Here is an 18,065-nt window from a genome sequence, read left to right as displayed (position 1 = left end):
ATGCTGGGGGTCCTAAAGCACATCGTTTTCGTCCTACTGCTGGGGGTGTGTGCAGCGCTGCTGCCGCAGCAGGCGTTCGACGAGAAGGCACGCGATGCCGCGTTGGTGGTCGGCGTTATCGGGCTGTGGCGGTGGTCTTGGGGACTGCTTCATTTGCTGCGTAGCGTCTGGTTCCGGCTGGTCCGGTTCCCGGCGATGCGTCGGGTAGCCGAAGCGGCGGCGAAAGTGCAAGGGTTGGGGCATGCCTACTTCCTGATCACGAGCTTCAGGATCGATGCCCCGACGACTACCAAGGTCTATCGTGGCGCTTTCGTCGCGGCAGCCAATGCGCCGGCTGGCGCAACGATCGTCTGCTCGATCGTTGAAATCGGCGACGAGCGCCTCATTCGCCGCCTTGCCGAAGTGATGTATGGCGACAGCCTGCCGTTCCGGCTGGAAATCGTGCGCATTGCCGGGACGGGCAAGCGCGATGCCCTGGCTGCCGGCTTTCGTGCCATCGCGGCATTGAACCCGGCTGGCGACGATACCGTCTCGGTGATCGACGGCGACAGCATTGTGCCGCCCGATCTCGTCGAGCGTTGTGCCTGCATGTTTCTGATCAATCCGAACCTGGGAGCGCTGACCACCGATGAGGTGTGCACCGTCGAGGGTGCGGAAATCTTCAAGCAGTGGTACTCGATGCGCTTTGCACAGCGGCAGATTCTGATGTCGTCGCATGGTCTTGCAGGGCGCGTGCTGACGTTGACAGGACGCATGTCAATGTTCCGCGCGTGGCTCGCCTGCGATCCGGATTTCATCGATCACGTGCAGAACGACTATATCGACCATTGGCGCTTGGGTCGAATCCGCATGCTCACCGGTGATGACAAGTCGAGTTGGTTCTGGCTGCTGAAAAACGGCTACAACATGTATTACGTGCCGGACGTTCAGGTGGAGACCATCGAGCAGCCGCCGAGCCCGAGCTTCATTAGCTCCGCTTATGTGCTGATGACCCGCTGGTTCGGCAACATGCTGCGCACAAATGCTCGCGCCCTTAATCTTGGTCCGATGAAGGTCGGCGCGTTTACTTGGTGGTCGATTCTCGATCAGCGCATGTCGATGTGGACGAGCCTGTCGGGCATCACACTCGCCATTCTTGGCACCGTCATGATCACACCCTGGACGGCCGCCTTCTATGCCCTTTGGGTCGTCGTCTCGCGATATATCTTGGCGCTGACCTTCCTGACCGTGCGTCCGTCGATCAATCTGGTTTATATCCCGCTGCTCTACTTCAATCAGATCTTCGGCTCGGCAGTGAAGGTGTTGATCTTCTTCCGGCTCGACCGGCAGAAGTGGACGCGCCAGAAGACTGCCTTCAAGCGGACCGATTCCCGATTCGACGCAGCCTTCAAGTTGTGGTCGTCCCGGCTGGTCAATACCGTTGCCGTCTTGGTCTTTGTGTCAGTTCTCGTCTTCCTCGCCAATCTCGGTAGCTATTTCACGGACGAAGCGCCGGAACGCTTGCCGAAAATCACTGACAGGGTGTTTTGATGACTGCGGTTGCCGTGTCCAAGCGTCGCGAACGGGAGTTCCCGCGCTTCAAATTGCCGCTGGTGGCACAAATCGACGGAAAGCGTATCGAGGTATGCGACTGGTCGGTGACCGGTCTCGGGCTCACCGAGGTCGCGCTCACGCAGGCTCCAGGCGATCACCTCGCCGTGACCCTGCTTATAGAAACCGAGAGCTCCTGCCTCGAGCTGGCCCTCAATACGCGCGTCGTTTGGGTAAATACAGACGAACGGCGCGCCGGCCTTCAGATTCTCGACCCTGCGGAAAAGACGGCGCCTTTGGCGCATTTCGCCGACCTCTATCTCGCCGGGCGGGTCGTTCAAAGCGGTTCAAAAATTTTCGTGTTGGGAAATCATATGGCAGAAGTGGAAAATGCTAAGGCTGCGGTGGTCGGTGTGACGTCATCGACCGTGAACGGTCTTACAGGTCGTATATTCGGGCTTTTGATATTCGTCGTCATCGGCTTGGCCGCTTTCTCCTTCTTGTTCAATATCGTCTACAAGAGGCTGTTCACGTTCGAGGCTGTTTCGGCGAGTATCGCTGCGGAGACGGTCACCGTCTATCAGCCACGCGATGGCGTGGTCGAATTTGCCGATCTGCCGCAGAAGGTGAAGCAGGGAGACCGTCTGGCGACGATTACCCTCGATACGCCGGCCGCCGCCGGCAAGTCGACTGTGGAGGTTCTGTCTGCATGCGACTGCTATCTCTTGTCAGTCGACCATCCGGGCTCGACCTATGGCCGTGCGGGCGGGCGGATGCTCTCTCTCGTCCGCCAGGATGCGAATCTCTACGTGTCGGTTCGCGTGCCGTTCCGCCGTCTCGCCAACATCTCCGAGAAGCCGCAGATCTCGCTCAGCTACCTCGACGGCGTCGAGGCGAAGAATGTCGACATCGTCTCCATCCCCAAGGTGACCGAATACACCGCCACACAGCTTGAAATTCAGGTGCAGCCGGGTCGCAGCCTCGATCCGTCCATGGTCGGACAGCCGGTGCTGGCGACCTTTGACACGGCGCCGTGGCACTGAATTGAAAGATTGAGATCCATTGCGCTGACGAAGCCGGAGGCATGACAATGAGCATACCGACAAAGCCTGCAAAAATAACGCCGGCCATCATGATCGGCGGAAGCGGCACGCGGCTGTGGCCGTTGTCGCGCAGCAATATGCCCAAGCAGTTCTTGCAGCTGGTCGACGACCGTAGCCTGTTCCAGAACACGCTGGCACGAGTCAACGATCCGATGTTCTCGGCTCCCTGGCTGCTGACCAGCCGCGCCTTCATCGACATGGTCAATGCCCAGGCGCGGCAGATGGAGCAGGAATTCGCCGGTATCGTTCTGGAGCCGTTCCAGCGCGGTACGGCTGCGGCGCTTGCCGCCATTGCGGTTGCCGCGAGTCAGGGAGATGCGGATGCGCTCGTGCTGGCCATGCCTGCAGATCATGTCATCGACAATCCGGCCCTCTTCCTGGAAGCTGTCAAGAAGGCAGTTCCGCTGGCCGAGAACTCGAAGATCGTCACCTTTGGCATCGTGCCGACAGCACCGGAAACCGGCTTCGGCTATATCCGTCCCGGTGAGCCTCATGTCGTGAACGGCGAGGAGGTCGGCGCATTGGTCGACCAGCCAGGGGGCTTCCTGGAGAAGCCGGACTTGGGGCGGGCCAAGCAGTTCGTCGAGATGGGATATCTCTGGAACGCGGGCATCTTCCTCTTCCGCGCATCGGTGCTGGTCGAGGAACTCAAGCGGCACGCTCCGGCAGTCTATGAAGCCGTTGCGGCCTCAATCGCCGGCGGCACGACCCGTAACCTTGGCAGTCATACGCTGCTAATGCCGGCGGACGAAGATTTCGCCCGCTGCCCGCACGACGTTCCGATCGACACGGCGGTGCTGGAAAAGAGCGCCAATGTCGCTGTTGTACCATGCGACGACATCGGCTGGGCAGACATCGGCTCGCTGTCGGCCCTCTGGGATATCAGCGCTAAGGATGAGAACGGCAATGTACTGCGCGGTGACGGTTTCGTCTCGCAGTCGCGCAATTGCCTCGTGCACGCTCAGTCCGGGCGTCGCGTCGTCCTGAGCCATATCGAGGACATCATCGTTATCGACAGCGAGGATGCCATAGTTGTACTGCCCAAGGCCCAGGCCCAGCGGGTGAAGGACATCGTCGCCTCGCTGAAGAAGATAGATGCCCCGGAGGTCAGCTTTACTCGCAGCGCGTTAAAGAGTTGGGGAGCGGTTAAGATTGACCGCACCTACGACGGCAGCCAAGTCTGCGCCGTGACGCTCCACGGCAAGAACTCGGTGACTTACCGAGTCTCTGGTGCCGAGCGTGAGACCTGGTTCCTGCATGGTGATCAGCGTGCCGAGTACGGCGTGGACGGGGATTTCACACCCTTCGTGTCGGGCAATCCGGTCTCCTTCAGTAGAGGGCAGGTGGTGACGATCCGCAACGCTTTCGGGCTGTCCGAGTTCACCTATGTCCGCAAGGACCCTGATCTCAACTCGAAGATCGACGACTGGTTCCCCCAGGTGGCCGAGATCGAAGCACCGAAGGTTCGTCTGGGCTGAACGCAATGGGTACGAGCGAGATGAACGCGTCCGCGGATATAACGGTGGAAATTTCTGGCCGCATGTTTCTCGTGCTCGGTCTGAGTACCAGTGGTCTGATCGTGCCTTTGGCGCAGGAACTCCTGGGTTACGGCGGCATTGCGCGCGTCGCCATCGTCAAGGGCGGGATGGCCTGGAAGGGAGATGTCCTCGTTCGCGCAGAGCAGTCCGGCGACGAGATTAACCTCGTTCTGACCGGCGGGCGCGAGCAGTATAGTAGGCTGGTCAGCGTGCTCGGATGGTACAAGGGACGCAATCCGTCCTTTGCTCATCAGTTCGCCGACAGCGTGCCACCGGATGTTCGCCGTGCTTTTACAGGCCTTGGCGGTTCCGCCAAGCTGGCTGGCCTTGGCGTAGTCGCTCTCGTATTGATCGGACTAATCTTTCAGCTGATGTCGCAACGCAGCATGAGCGCCGTCTCGCAGATGGCCTATGTCGCCGTACCAGGCGCGGAGCTCGATTCCCATACCGCGGGCCAGGTTGTCTATGTCAAGGATGCCGGCAAGGTGGCGAAGGGAGAATTCTTTGCCGCACTGAAGACCTCGCAGGAGTACACAAAGTTTCTTGAGGCCAGCAATGGCGGTGAAATTAGTGCTCACGCTGTCGCGTCGCAAGACTATGTGCGCAAGGGTACACCAATCGTACGCCTCTCGGACAAAGGCGCAAGGCCCTATGTTGCAGCCTATGTGAAACTGTCCGATGTGGTCACAGCCCTCAACGCGGCAGAGGCCCGGATCGAGTTCCCCCAATCAGGGCGAATCGTTTTGGTTCCGATCGATGCGCGAAACTATGTGAACAGCACCAAGGTCTTCACCGACGAGGACGGCAAGGCTCTCGCGGAAATCAAACTCAGGATCTCGGACGGCGTTGACGTTCCTGTCGACGAACCGGTGATCGTCAAGTTCCAACGGCCGGTATGGAGCCCCTCGGTGATGTCACCGCAGTGGCTGAAGACCGTCTCCTCGCTGCTGTCGTAAGGATCGAATGGCATGCGCACTTCCTTGACACTGATTGCAACACCTGGGGTCATGGGCCTTATCGGCCTGACTGCCTTGGCAATGCTCTTATCGATTGCGCCAACGGACATGAACCTACGCGCCGTCCATGCGCAGGAATTGACGGCCGGCGAGCAGAGCCCGCAGTTGGATCAGCTCGCTCCGGGTGAGCGTGAAATCACCGAGAACAGCCTGAAATATGGGGCACAGCTTGCGCTGACGCGCTGGCAGGCCCTGCACGATGACGAGAAGTCGCGCAATTTCGACGCTTATTTCGAGATCTTCAGGGAAGTGGCTCGCATCGAGAGCCTCGATCATGCAACCCAGATCGCCGGCGTCGATGTGCGCAGCCGGCTGGCCATTGTGGCCTCCGAGCTGCACAAGCAGATGATTGCGCAAGGACTGTCGGCACGCGAGGCCGGCATTCGCGCACTGAAGACCCTCATCGGCCGTTCCGACCAGTTGCTGGAGACGACAGATCCGGATTCGTTCAAGGTGCGTTACACGCTCATTCTCGACTACGTGTCCGGGATCGACGCAGCCAAGCTCAGCCTCGATCTCGCCAAACGGCTGGCTCAGTCGAAGCTGAATGAACTTGCCCTGGATATCTATGTCGATTTCTTGCCGCTCTATTTCGACGGTCTGACCTCCGCGGCTGATCGGCGGGAGCTAATGAAGCTTGCAGCCGCAAATGCGGGAGCGGTCGCGGACCCGGCTGTCTTCCGGGTGCTGACCGATCTGCTGCGCATGTCGCCGCGTGCGGAAAAGTTCGAACTCGCCCGGCTGGTGTTCGACCAGATCGACGTCGACGTCATCCGGCATGCCCGTGACAGTGCCGCTGGTTCTGGAAGCCTCATCATGCCGGCATGGGTCGATGCTGTAGAAGTTGCGCATGGCGCCAAGGCTGGACATGATAACGCGGCGCTTCGCGAACAGGCGCGGCTGAGCCTCGATACGCGTGCCTTCGAACTCCTGACCCTCGCAGAAAAGGATGTGGCAACGCGCAATCGGCAGGTGTCAGATGCAGTCATGGCCGACATCCGGGAAGAGCGGCCGCTGGTGGGCTACGACAGGGCTGTCAATCTGGCCCTGCCGCCGGCGCAGGCTGTCGATAGCTATCTCGCGCTCATTCACAGCTTCTCCGTCGCCGGCTACGACAATTACGTGAAGGCCCTGGTGCAGCTCGTTGCCAGTGCCGTCAAGTCGAAGCAGCTGCAGCTCAGCGACGGGCAGGTCGTGGCATTGTTCCGCGATATCGAAACCGTTCGGGATCCCGCGTTTATCCTGGCGCAGGGACAGGAAATACGGCCTGGCGCGCAGATCTCGCAGGTTACGGCGCTGCGTGCCGACATCAGGACAATCTTTTCCCTTCCCGTCAACCAGCCGATCGGAACGAAAGCGATTACAAGCGGGCCGGCGGCGACGAAGGCTCTGCAGGTTGCTGCCAGCTTGCTCAACGGAGAGCTGCCGAATGCGGCGGTTCTCTCGAAGCTCGATGTTTCGAGCGGCGACGACATCGCCCTGCTGTCGCAAGTGGCGGAGAGGCTTTGGCAATATGCCAGTCGTCGTGAACTGCTTGTCGAATTCGTCCGTAGCGGAGCCGATGCCGATCTTAGGCAAGCGATCGCGCTCGGAGTGACGGACTTTGCCGGTTTCCGTGGTACTGAGGGCAGTGGTGCCGACTTTGTCGCCGCTATCGGCGAGCTGTTGCCGGCGACCTCGGGCGAAGGGCAGGCGCTCCTTGCTGCGTCCATAGGTCAGGTGGCCGAGCCCTCCAAGCTGCGGGGCGAAGCACTGGCGCGCTATGCACGCTATCTGGCGGCGCGCGGCCGGTCCTTGGCTTCGCTTGCCACTGCTACCGATGCCGGCAAGATCGTCGTTAGCGAGGCGGACGCCATCTTCGGCAATGTCGATGTCGCGACCAGCCGCGTGAAGACAGTATCCGATTACAAGGCACGCGTCAGTGAGTTCCGCCGCTTGGCCGAGGCCCGCGCCAGCGTGCTGGACGACAAGGGCTGGCTGAACAGCGCCACCGCGCCGGCAAAGTCCGCGCCCGATGCGCTCGACTTCGGCGAAGCCTCGACCATCAGCGATGGGCGTATCGCCCTGTCCTCATCGAAGGAAAACAGCCTGCCGACGGCCGGCCGGCCGTTCATGCCCAACCTGCTGCTTGGGCAAGAGTCGGTGACGTCGAGGATTCCCGTGCCGCCGTTGCGGGAGGCGAACGAGGCGCTGGCCGACGTTTCCAAACGCGGCGAGACGCGTGCGACCCGCTTGATTCGCTTCTCATCCGAACACTTCGACGAGATCATCAACCTCGGCGTCCGAGAATATCTCTACCTTAATTCTGAATCGACCGTTCCTCGCATCATCTTCGTCACGCGAGGCGTGCTGACCATGAGCGAGCTCATCGCCCAGGTGCGGGCGACCGATCCAGATGCCATCTCGTTGGACGGCAACGAGGTTACCCTGAACGTGCCGCTCGCCGTCAACGACGGTGCTTCGCTGGTCGTTAGCGGCCAAGAGATCAAGTCGCTGAAGCTTAATACCAAGGCCGGCGCCTTCATCGTCAACAGCGGTAAGATCTATTTCGATGGTGTGACTGTCTCGTCGGTCGATGTAACGACTGGTCAGCCGAGCTATGTTTACGACCATGAGAAGGGCATCTTCTTCCGTCCCTTCATCCTCAGCTGGAGCGGCAGCGAGACCCTTGCCGCCGCTTCCCGCTTCGTCGCGCTGGGCTATGCCGGCGGCCGAACCTACGGCATGTCGCTGTCTTCCGGCTCGACCGACACCGCCGCCCGCAAGGTCCAGGCGGCTGCGCCAACCGGCTATTTCATCAACAACTCGTTCGAGAACCTCTATTACGGTTTCTACGCTTTCGAGGCAAAGGACATCGTCTTCGTCGGCAACGAACTGGTCAACGGCGTGATCTATGGCCTCGACCCGCACGATCGGTCGACGAACCTGATGATGGCCTATAACACGGCCTACGGGACGCAGAAGAAGCACGGCATCATCATCTCGCGAGAGGTCGACGACAGTTTCATCCTTGGCAACCTCTCGTTCGAGAATCACGGGTCCGGCATCATGCTCGACCGCCAGAGCTATGGTACAATCGTCTATGCCAATGATGCGAGCCGCAACGAAGGTGATGGGTTCTCCGCTATGGAAAGCCCCTGCGCTCTCGTCGACAGCAACATGTTTTACGGCAATGGTCGATCTGGCGTGAAGGTACGCAATTCCTGGGATGTCCATGTGGAGGGCAACCAGATCCGTCAGAACAAGGCAGCCGGCATTGAAGCCTATATCGACAACCTGCAGGTTGCAGCGCAAAGCGAATTCCGCGACTTCGCCGAGGATCCTTACTATCCGGTCGCTACGGTGGCTGCTCGTGATAACCTGCTTGAGAACAACCGCGTCGGCCTGATGACCCGCGGTGCGTCCGAGGCAATATTTTTTGGCAACAAGTTTGTCGACCAACTGCCTCGCTACGTTTCAGGTGATCTCAAGCCGCTCGCGCTCCATGTCGTCACGCGCAACATGAAGACGGGTGTGCTGGTGCGCTCGGTCTGCGTGCCGCGCATTCCGGTTGAGAAGCAGTGCGCGCTGACGAAGAACGGCATCATCACTCCGCAATCGCTGCAACCGGAGTTCGCGGCCGACAACGCCTCGACCAATTATTGTATCGACGCCACAGGCTCGCCGCAGTCGGCCGCGTTCAATGCGCAACAAGGGGAGTGAGAGGATGAATCTCGCAACGAGAAAATCACGCCTCCTACTTGCCGCATTGGCGTCTTCGGTGGTGATCCTTGCCATGGCGTCGGCTACGACGGCGTCCGAAATGCCGCGACAGTTGGCGGCCGAGGCAAAAAAGGCCTATCAGGCCGAGCAGAAAACGCTCGCCGACTACAGGAGGTCGAATGAGGCGCGCGCGCTCCTGGCCTATGCTCGACTGCTAGCGCGCGGCACGATTGCGAGCGATCACAACCCTCTGAGGGTTGCCGACATCGACACGGCCATCGCCGTCTATCGCAGACTGCTGGCGGCGGGCGATGCTACGATCAATGCCAGGGTGACGTCGGGGCTCGCCGACCTGCTGTTGCGTAAGGGTGGTGCAATAAACGAAGACGAAGCACAGGCCTTGCGCGCCGCGTTGCACCATGCCGAACCTGTTGCCCAGGCTCCGGCCGGTGTCGATGCACAGGCACAGGTTATTGCGACCGACACCGAGGTGGCCCTGCGCGATAGGATGGCCAAGGGTTCGCTTGATGCGGCTTTCGAGCTGCTTCTGCTGCTCAATCGCCAGAACTCCCCCGAAGTCGATACATTGCGTAGCCAGATGCTGCTGATGGCCAACCTATCGGCGCTCGACGACGACAATGCGATTATCCGCCTCGCCGGACGCTATGTGACCTCCTTCGATGCGCAACGGCACCCCGATGTGCTCAATTCGCTGCTGGGGTTGGCCGCCGGTGCCGGCAGCGACAGCACCGCCGGGATCATCGAAAAGAACCGCAACGCGCTTTTTTCCAGCCTCGGCAAGGACAAACTGCGTCATCTGATTTGGAGGCTAGTCGACGGTGGCTCAAGCCGCGCGGCCGAGCTTATCGCGCTCGACTTGGTTGACGAGAACGTCTATGGCTTCGACGAGGCGGACTCCATGTGGGCCGTGTCGATGCTCGACGAGGCCGGAAGTTACCGAGCCAATTACCTTATCGCCAAGCTCTATTACCAGGGTATCTATGTCGAGAAAGATCTGGCCCGCGCCACTGCTGCCATGGATCGCATGCTGGACGGCGCCGCCGATGCGGGACAGGAACGCCTCGTCGTAGCCGACCGCTTCGCCCGCATCAATCTATCGGACAGCCTGATCGCAAAATACGCCCTGCCGATCTACCTGGACATCTGGAAGGGCGGAAAATCGTCGGTCATCGGTCGTCTGGCTCGCATAGTCGTCAGCGCCGAGAAGGCCGGCAACTATGCGACACCGGCGGATATGCCCATTGCGCCGGAGCAGCTCGTCGCCGAACTGTCGAGCGCTTATGACGCGGGCGACCTTTCGGTTGGCCTCATCCTCGGTGATATCTTTCGCGAGGGGCGTCTGGTCAAGGAAGAGTCGGGCCGGGCCCGGTCGATCTACGAGGGACTGAAGCAGCAGTATGCGGATTCGCCCGAGATGCAGCTCCAGCTGCGCGAGGCGCTTGCCAAGCTGGTCCGGAAAGATCTCGAAGTTACTTTGAACTATTCGCCCTACTATGCCGAGGTCCGTGATCTGGCAAACCAGCATAATCTGTGGGCGATGAAGGAATACGGCATGCTGTTGGCCAAGGGCGCGCCACAGTTCGAAGCCGATCCGGAAGCCGGCTTCACTCTGCTTCTGAATGCGCTGTCGCAACGCTATTTTGCCGCCGGTCCGGATGCCGCCGGACTCGCGCTTTCGACCGGCCGTGCCGACAAGCTCAAGCGTTTTGCCGATGTCTATGCAAGTTTCGATCCGCGCATCCTGACGCCGGAAAGCAATGTGCAGCTCGCCAAGATCGATTTCGCGCTCAAGCAGTTCGACAAGGCCGAGGTCCTGCTGGACACGCCGGAAATGCTGGAACTGCCGACTGCCCGCTTTCTCTTGGTTCAAGTCAGGCGGGCGGTCGGCAATCTGGATGCGGCGGAAGCGCATCGACAAATGAAAGATGTCGTCGTGTCCTTCAAGGGCGACGATGCCACTCTACTCGGCTTCGTTCAGCAACTAACGCAGGAGGATGGCCTCAGCCAAGATTTTGCAGAACCGATTCTCGTGCGGCTGGCACAACTCGCCGACCGGCGTGACGTCAATGCGATCACTGCCGCGTTTAAGCTACGCCAGAAATGGCCGTCGAGCCAGGCGTTAAACTTCCGCAGGGTGGTCGGCTGGTGCAACATCCTCGCCGAACGTGGGCAAGGCGGGCCGCTCACACGCGTCGCCGTCAACGTCAATCCCAAGGCGGTTGGCGACGAGAGCTTCCGTTATCTAATCGACACGGTCGAAGGGGCGCTGCCGCATCTGCCAACCAACGGCAATCTGCGTATGTTCCTTGCCCGGCAATACCTGAATGGCCAATACAGGCCCAAGGACTTCGCCAAGGCCGACCAACTGACAAAGCAGGCGGCTGAACTAGGCAATGAGGAAGCCCTAAACAGCATCGCGACAAATTATTATTTCGGCCAGGATGTAGAGATGGATCGCGATCGGGCCGAAGCGCTCTATCGCGATCTGGCCTTCATGGGATCCAACCGTAGCGCGCTGGCGCTGGCGCGCAACTATTCCAAGGGACCGAGTTCACGCGTCTATGAATCGCGTGCTTTCGCCTACTACATCAAGGCTGCGCTCAACGGGTCCGTCACCGCGATGACTGAGATGGGCCGGAGTTATCTTGCCGGTGCGGGGGCCGTACAGAACGAGCAAAAGGGTGTTGCCTGGCTGGAGAAGGCTGCTGCGCTCGGTAACACCGACGCGATGATTCAGCTCTACTACTACCATTTCATCAAGAATCCGACCAACCAGAACCCCGAGGCCGAACGTTGGCTCAACGCGCTCGTTGCGGCCGAAGTTCCGGACATGATCCTGCGCAAAGCCGTCCTGCTCTACGGTCGCGACAAGGACGCCAACAAGGATGAGATCTTCTCCCTGCTCGACCACGCTGAGGAATTGGGGAGCCAGTTCGCGCGGCGTCTGAAAAACTCCTACGTCAAGGAAGCCCGTGCCGGAGTTTCGAAATGATGCAAGCCAAATCCTTCAGCACGGCGCGGCTATTGAGCGTTTTATCCGTGGTCTGCATGGCAGCTCTGACCTGCGCTCTTTCGGTGGCTTCTGCGTCGGCCGGCGAAATACTCTACAAGTGTGAGGGGCTCGTGGAAAAGTCTCCTCAGACCTCGATCGCCGTAAAGATGTATCAAGGTTATGGCGGCTGGTTCTTCCGCGAAGGCGACATGGAGAACATGTATGAGCTGTCTGCGGAAACGCTGGATGCCTTCAAGGACGTGAACGATGCTCTGCGCTATCGAGGCATTCACCTCATTTTGGTGCCGATGCTGCCCCGTGGCATCGCCGGTGGGCCGTTTATCCCCAATGGCGGCATATTTTCTGACATGTTCTACGATCCGGCGTTCTCAGCCGAGCAGTTTCGAGCGATGGTTCAGTCCTTGCGCGACGTCGGGATCGATGCAGTTGACATTACTAAAATCAAGGACACCAAAACGGATTTCGACTGGAATTCCTATTATTTGAAGCGGGATATTCACTGGACGCCGGAGGGTGCTCAAGTGGTCGCCAAAGCTCTGGCCGAGAAGGTCCGCGGCCTAGCGGGCGAGATTGCTGATACCGTTGAGTTTAAGACTGAACTGACTGGCAAAGTCGCTCCGATACGCTTCAATATGGGCAAAGCGCTCAACGAGATTTGCCAAGAGAAGATCCCTACGGAAAGCGTCACCGGCTATTCGACCAAACGCAATGTCGATAACTTGGATGCCCTGCTAACTGAAGGTGACACGCCAGGCCAAGAACTCGTCCATATCGTCGGCACGTCCTTTACGGATGAGCGGATGGATTTCAACTTCAACGGTTTCCTTCGAGAGGCCCTGAAGCACGATCTATCTGGCTTCTCTATTGCCGGCGGTGGTTTGACGCAGTCGATTTACGGCTGGACGCAGAACGCCAATGGATTGGCCAAGAAGCCTGAAATACTTGTGTGGGAATACTCGGACCTTCAGTCGGTGCTGCGAAGTGTGGACTATGTTGACGAGGCAATCGTTCCGGCAATTGTCGGTGACTGCGACGGTAAACTAGAGCTTGCCAAGAAGACGTTCGATGAGACCGATACGGTTGATTTTGATCTGCCTGCGTTGGTTGGCAAGGCATCCGATCACTATCTCGTCTACGCCTTCACCAATAGAGCACTGACCGGATTCCAGTCGAGCTACAGCTACGCCAATAGTCCCGCGAAGAACGTTTCCTTCGAAAACCCGTCGCGCGTGAGCGGACTTGCCAAGCTTTATCAGGCGCTCCCCGGCGAGACGCGGAATGCACCTGTCCATGTTCGCCTCAAGATTGAGGGAGCGGCCAAATCGGCGGGCTCGGTGAAACTGTGCCGTTACCCAGAACGCATTTTCCAGAATGCGGCAACGTCCAATTGAAGAGTGGGATGAGATCATGAAACGCAAAATCCAAGCAATCCGTGTTGCACTCGTCTTAGGAGCCTGCGTGGGCACCTTCTCGACGCACCTGCTGGCAAACGACGCCGGCCTCTACGATGCGCCGATCCCGGCCGACAAAAGTCTCGTCCGCTTCCTCAATGTGAAGCTGAAGACCGGAGTGAGCCTCGACTTCTCGGGACAGAAGTTCGATGTCGATCCCGTCGTGTTGTCGAATTACCGGCTGATCGGCAACGGCTCCTATAAGATTTCCGACAATGCGAGCTCGACCGAAGCCAAGTTCGAACCCGGCAAATTTTACACCGTGGCGGTCGGGGCCGATGGCGCCGGGCAAAAAGGCATCGTGGTTATTCCCGACAAGGAGGTCGAAAATCCCTCCAGGTCAGCTTTGACCTTCTACAATTTTTCGACAAAGCCGGCGAACTTGTCGCTGCGCCTCAACGGCGACAGCAAAGTGCTGTTCAAAGATCTTGCGCCGTCCGCCATGGCATCCAAGGAACTGCCGGTCATCGACATCGGCCTCGAAGTTTCTGAAGGAGGCAAGAAGGTCACGGAGCTAGAGAAGGTTTCTCTGACCGCTAAGGACCGACAGAACGTCGTCGTCGTTGAGACGACCAGTGGTCCGGCCGGTTTCCTGGCGGCGACGGGCATCGACCGATAATTTCCTAACGGATGGGTCAAGAGAGTGGGGACGAGTAGAGTGCGCAAATTTCATTTTCATCGGTCTTTAGTCGCCGCTGTCGCGGTTGTGGCCGCTTCGGCCGGGCTTGCGACCTCAGTCCGGGCAGACAATCCGGCGATCCCGCTTGACCCTCCGAATCTCGACTACAAGGCCGTGTGCAAACCTGTTACCGAGCAGGTCACGCGCGTGAAACTCGATCGGGACTGGACGAAGGGCCCGATCGGCGACATCAAACTGCCATCGCAGGATGTCGTTGCTCTTGCCCTCGAATACAGTCGGGGCAGCGAGCGGGTGCAGAAGTCGCCGGCCGTGGCCGAAGCACTCTTGCGCGCAGGTTTGAAGAAATATCCATTCCGGCGCGACATTTTCCTCATTCCGCTTGCACGCGTGCTAATGGAGAACGGCTCGACAATCGACGAACTCCGGGAGGCGGAGTCGTATCTGCTCGACGCCTATGGTTCGGGCAGCACCCGCGCCGCTTTCGTGCTCGGCCAGTTCTACGGTGACGATGGCCCGAGCGAGATGCGTGATCTGACCAAATCGCGCTTCTACCTAGAAAAGTCGGCCCTGGTATCCGACCCGCAGGGGATGATCGAATATGCACGCATCATCACTCTCGACCCGCAGGCTTCGGACCATCAGAAGAAGAGTGCGGTGACCGGCGCACTTCTCGGGCTAGTGGCGCAGGTCAAGCAGGGCGATTGCTCGGCTCTGAACCAGATCGGCTTTCTCTATCTGCGTGGCAACCTCGTTAGCAAGGAGATTGAAACCGCGCTCAAGTGGCTCGAAGCCTTCGCTAAAACCGGCGATCCGAAAACGGCGCAGAACCTAGCCGAACTCTACCGCTCGAACCAGATCGACCAGATCGACATCCAGAAATCGGTGAGCTATCTCAAACAGGCGGCCGAAGGAGGAATGTCGTCGGCCCAGTTCAGCCTCGGCAAGGCTTATGCCACCGGCATCTCGGTGCCCCAGGACCTCAAGCTGGCCGTGAAATATCTCGCCGCCGCCGGCGAAGCCGGGCTTCGCCCGGCAGACGAGTGGTTGGCCCGAATCTATTCGGGTGAATTCGGCGGTGACCGCGACGCCGTGAAGGCGAAAACGTATTTCGAGCGTGCCATGCAGGCCCCGGACCGTTCGGAAGGGATACCTGTACAATATGGCGAGTTCCTCGCAGGGAGCGGTGCCTCAAAGGACGACATTGAGAAGGCGCTGAAGGTCCTGCAGGCCGCGGCCGCGGCGGGCTCCTCTGATGCCAGTGACGAGATTGGCAAGATCTATCTGGAGATGGGCAGGAAGGATCCCAACTACCTGAACAAAGCCATGCAGTTCTTCAGTGAAGCTGCCGCGGCCGGGAATTCTGATGGTGCGGCGAAACTCGCCGGCATGTTCGCCTGCGGACAGGGTGCGCCGATCTCGGTGGAACTGGCAAATGACTGGCGTCACAAGGCGGCGATCTTCGGATCGGTCCATTCGATCTACGTTACAGGCCTGAACATGCTGACCAAGACGGAGGAGACCGACCGTGCCAAAGGTCGCGTTTACCTCCAGCAGGCGGCCTTCAAGGGCAACCCCGATGCGATCGGCTATGTCGTCGCCCGCTGGGAGACCGGTACCAACAGCTTCGAGCAGAATCCGGAAGCAGCTCGGCGCCTGCTTCTCTTCGTCTCGTCACTGCACGACAAGGAGCAGCAGCGCTTGGCGCAGTTGTCGATCATCAGCAACCGCTTCGACGTGGCGACGAAGCTCGGCGACAAGCTCGTCCAGATTGCCTCGCTCGATCCGCTGATCAAGACAGGCGATCGGGACGCGCTGATGCTGAAAGCTCAGCTCTTGCAGCGGGCAGGGCAGGCGCCGTCGGCGGCGCGCAACGATATCTACAAGGCACTTGCCGAATTGGATGACCCACGAGGCATGCGTGAATACGGCAAGATGCTTCTGGCGGACTTGTCGCAGGACTCGGCCGCCGGGCGTGCGTGGCTGCGGAAGGCGGCCGATGCCGGTGACTTCAAGGCGAAGATCTCGCTCATCGATCCCGGCGACCCGAACGCGCTGCAGGATTTGGCAAAAATGACCGCCGCCGGCGAGGCTTGCTCGGTCGATGCCATCGTCAACTTGGCTCGTGTCTATTCGACCCTACCGGATCCCCAAGCCAAGAACTTGGCGCGCTATTGGCTCTCGTTGGCGGAGAGAATTTCCGATCAGGATGCTGACGATTTGTACGCGGTCGGCGCGGCATTCCGCGATGGCGTGGACGGCGTGGACAACCGTGCCAAGGCAGAGGGCTTCTTCCTGCGTTCCTATGCACTTGGGCGCATCTCCGTCCTGCGTGACTTGGCCGAAGGTCATCTGCAGGGCATGTGGACGGGCTCATCCGCCGACAAGGCCAAGGAAGCGCTGCTAAAGCTCTATGCCTCCGGCGACAAGGAGGCGGCCAACAAGCTGATCAGCGAGATTGCCGACGAACGCATCGTATCGACGCCGGCGGAAGTGAACGAGCTTCTGATTTTCCTTGGGCCGGACCTCAGTGCTCCGGGCAAGTATCTGCTCAAGATCGCGCGCCTCAATATCGACGGAAAGCTGGGGGGGCGGGATGATGCCATGGCCAATCGTTGGTTGGCAGTGTCGGCTGATGCAGGAGAGCCAAATGCCATGTATCGCCTCTACCAGGCCTATTTCTTCGGCAACGGCGCGGCAAAGGATACCACTAAGGCCTTCGACTGGCTGATGAAGTCCGCGGAGGCCGGCAACTCAAAGGCTGCCCGCGAGTTGGCCGTCGCTTACAAGGTCGGCGTTGTCGGCCTGGATCCCGATGCTGATAAGGCCGCCTATTGGAACAGCAAATACAAGGAACTGTCCAAGGGACAATGAAGATCGTTCCAGCCCCAGTCGTGACGACCGGGGCTGGAAGGCCGCGACGCAACGAAATGAACCGAGTAGATGGCAATGGTCGAGCTTTCGAGATTTAGTTTCCTGGCAAGTGCTTTTGTCCTGGTGGCCGCAACGCAGTCGGTACAGGGTGCCACGTTGACGGTCCCCTTCGAGCTGGCAAGGCATGCCGCGAAGAACAATGGCAAGGAAGTCTGCACGGTCAACCCGCCGGCGCCGGTGATTTCGCTCAGTCTTACCAGCATCTATGAGGATGACGACGAGAGTCACTCGACGATCGATCCACAGAACAAGGAACGCTACGACAAGGCGACTTCCCAGATGCGCCAGTTCTCTGCATTCGTTACAAAGTATGCGAGCAACTATACCGAGACAGATGGTAACCGGCTCGATGAGGCAAGCTGCGCCCTGAAAGCGCTGGACGTTTGGGCAAGGGCCGATGCGCTTTCAGATATGAAGACGCGTCAGAGCTATTTGAGCATAACGAGAATTGTGGCCGGCGTCGCCTTGGCTTACGTTCAGGTTCGCCCTGCTGCTGCGCTGCTCAAGTTCGATACGGGTGCCATCGAGAAGTGGCTGGGTGGACTCGCCGATCGGACGATCCCCGTCTATACGGAATCAGGAGACCGCAACTCCAATAAGCAGAACCATCGCTATTGGGGAGGATTCGCCGTGGCCGCGGTCGGAGTTGCGATCGGGCGGAAGGACTTCCTGGATTTCGGCTTCGAGAGCTACAAGCTGGGCGTTTGTCAGGTGACGGCCGACGGCGCGCTGCCCCTCGAACTCATGCGAAAGAAGAAGGCGCGCGACTACCACCTCCATGCCGCCGGGCCTCTGGTAATGATGGCGTCGCTTCTGCAGGCCAACGGATACGATGCGCTGTCGCAATGCGACAACGGCTTGGAGAGACTGGCGCATTTCGCCTTGGATTCAATCAGTGACCCGTCGAAGATGGAGATGCTGGCGGGAGAACCGCAGGTCAAACTGCCGCGTGGCAAGAACGGCCTGATCCGCCCTGATCGCATCGCCTGGCTGGGTGCCTACCTGCATTATTATCCAAAGGACAGAAAGGTTTACGGGAAGCTGTTCGAAGGGGCGTTGTTCTCCTCGAATCTGGGAGGACGCGTCAGTGTTCTCTACAACGTATCGGAACGAGACTGAC

General features: G+C 59.4%; 10 protein-coding genes. All 10 read left to right on the top strand.

The annotated features are described in order from the left end of the window. Positions 1–1,530, top strand: coding sequence for a glycosyltransferase (locus PMI07_RS14190; RefSeq protein WP_007760532.1), 1,530 nt, complete (start codon positions 1–3; stop codon positions 1,528–1,530). Next, on the top strand, positions 1,530–2,573 hold the full coding sequence (locus PMI07_RS14185; RefSeq protein WP_007760528.1) for a PilZ domain-containing protein: 1,044 nt from the start codon (positions 1,530–1,532) through the stop codon (positions 2,571–2,573). The genes PMI07_RS14190 and PMI07_RS14185 overlap by 1 nt, the downstream gene beginning before the upstream one ends. Positions 2,574–2,620: 47 nt before the next feature. After that, positions 2,621–4,111 carry a sugar phosphate nucleotidyltransferase gene (locus PMI07_RS14180; protein WP_007760524.1) on the top strand — a complete coding sequence of 497 codons (1,491 nt, stop codon included), beginning with the start codon at positions 2,621–2,623 and terminating at the stop codon, positions 4,109–4,111. Between the two features lie 44 nt (positions 4,112–4,155). Further along, positions 4,156–5,127 carry a hypothetical protein gene (locus tag PMI07_RS14175; protein WP_155956460.1) on the top strand — a complete coding sequence of 324 codons (972 nt, stop codon included), beginning with the start codon at positions 4,156–4,158 and terminating at the stop codon, positions 5,125–5,127. A gap of 12 nt (positions 5,128–5,139) precedes the next feature. Further along, positions 5,140–8,889 (top strand): right-handed parallel beta-helix repeat-containing protein, encoded by a 3,750-nt coding sequence (locus tag PMI07_RS14170; RefSeq protein ID WP_007760518.1) that lies wholly within the window; start codon positions 5,140–5,142, stop codon positions 8,887–8,889. A gap of 4 nt (positions 8,890–8,893) precedes the next feature. Beyond that, positions 8,894–11,902, top strand: a complete 3,009-nt coding sequence (locus PMI07_RS14165; RefSeq protein WP_007760516.1) for a tetratricopeptide repeat protein — start codon at positions 8,894–8,896, stop codon at positions 11,900–11,902. After that, entirely contained in the window at positions 11,899–13,314 is a 1,416-nt protein-coding gene (locus PMI07_RS14160) for a hypothetical protein (protein WP_007760515.1), read from the top strand. Before PMI07_RS14165 ends, PMI07_RS14160 begins: the two co-directional genes overlap by 4 nt. Before the next feature lie 16 nt (positions 13,315–13,330). Next, the gene (locus PMI07_RS14155; RefSeq protein WP_007760514.1) at positions 13,331–13,993 is read left to right on the top strand and encodes an alginate O-acetyltransferase AlgF; all 663 of its coding nucleotides are present in this window, start codon (positions 13,331–13,333) and stop codon (positions 13,991–13,993) included. A gap of 207 nt (positions 13,994–14,200) precedes the next feature. Continuing rightward, on the top strand, positions 14,201–16,885 hold the full coding sequence (locus tag PMI07_RS14150; protein ID WP_155956459.1) for a tetratricopeptide repeat protein: 2,685 nt from the start codon (positions 14,201–14,203) through the stop codon (positions 16,883–16,885). Positions 16,886–16,954: 69 nt separating this feature from the next. Then, a complete protein-coding gene (locus PMI07_RS33585) occupies positions 16,955–18,064 on the top strand; it encodes an alginate lyase family protein (RefSeq protein WP_051484147.1) in 1,110 nt (369 codons plus the stop codon). Position 18,065: the final 1 nt, after the last annotated feature.

This window comes from Rhizobium sp. CF080, from assembly GCF_000282095.2.
Lineage (GTDB): Bacteria > Pseudomonadota > Alphaproteobacteria > Rhizobiales > Rhizobiaceae > Neorhizobium.
Note: the sequence above shows the minus strand (reverse complement) of the source record. Positions and strands in the feature narration are given on the sequence as shown.

Coding starts and splice junctions, on each gene's coding strand:
- PMI07_RS14190 (WP_007760532.1), top strand. CDS start 1: ATGCTGGGGGTCCTAAAGCACATCGTTTTCGTCCTACTGCTGGGGGTG.
- PMI07_RS14185 (WP_007760528.1), top strand. CDS start 1,530: ATGACTGCGGTTGCCGTGTCCAAGCGTCGCGAACGGGAGTTCCCGCGC.
- PMI07_RS14180 (WP_007760524.1), top strand. CDS start 2,621: ATGAGCATACCGACAAAGCCTGCAAAAATAACGCCGGCCATCATGATC.
- PMI07_RS14170 (WP_007760518.1), top strand. CDS start 5,140: ATGCGCACTTCCTTGACACTGATTGCAACACCTGGGGTCATGGGCCTT.
- PMI07_RS14165 (WP_007760516.1), top strand. CDS start 8,894: ATGAATCTCGCAACGAGAAAATCACGCCTCCTACTTGCCGCATTGGCG.
- PMI07_RS14160 (WP_007760515.1), top strand. CDS start 11,899: ATGATGCAAGCCAAATCCTTCAGCACGGCGCGGCTATTGAGCGTTTTA.
- PMI07_RS14155 (WP_007760514.1), top strand. CDS start 13,331: ATGAAACGCAAAATCCAAGCAATCCGTGTTGCACTCGTCTTAGGAGCC.
- PMI07_RS33585 (WP_051484147.1), top strand. CDS start 16,955: ATGGCAATGGTCGAGCTTTCGAGATTTAGTTTCCTGGCAAGTGCTTTT.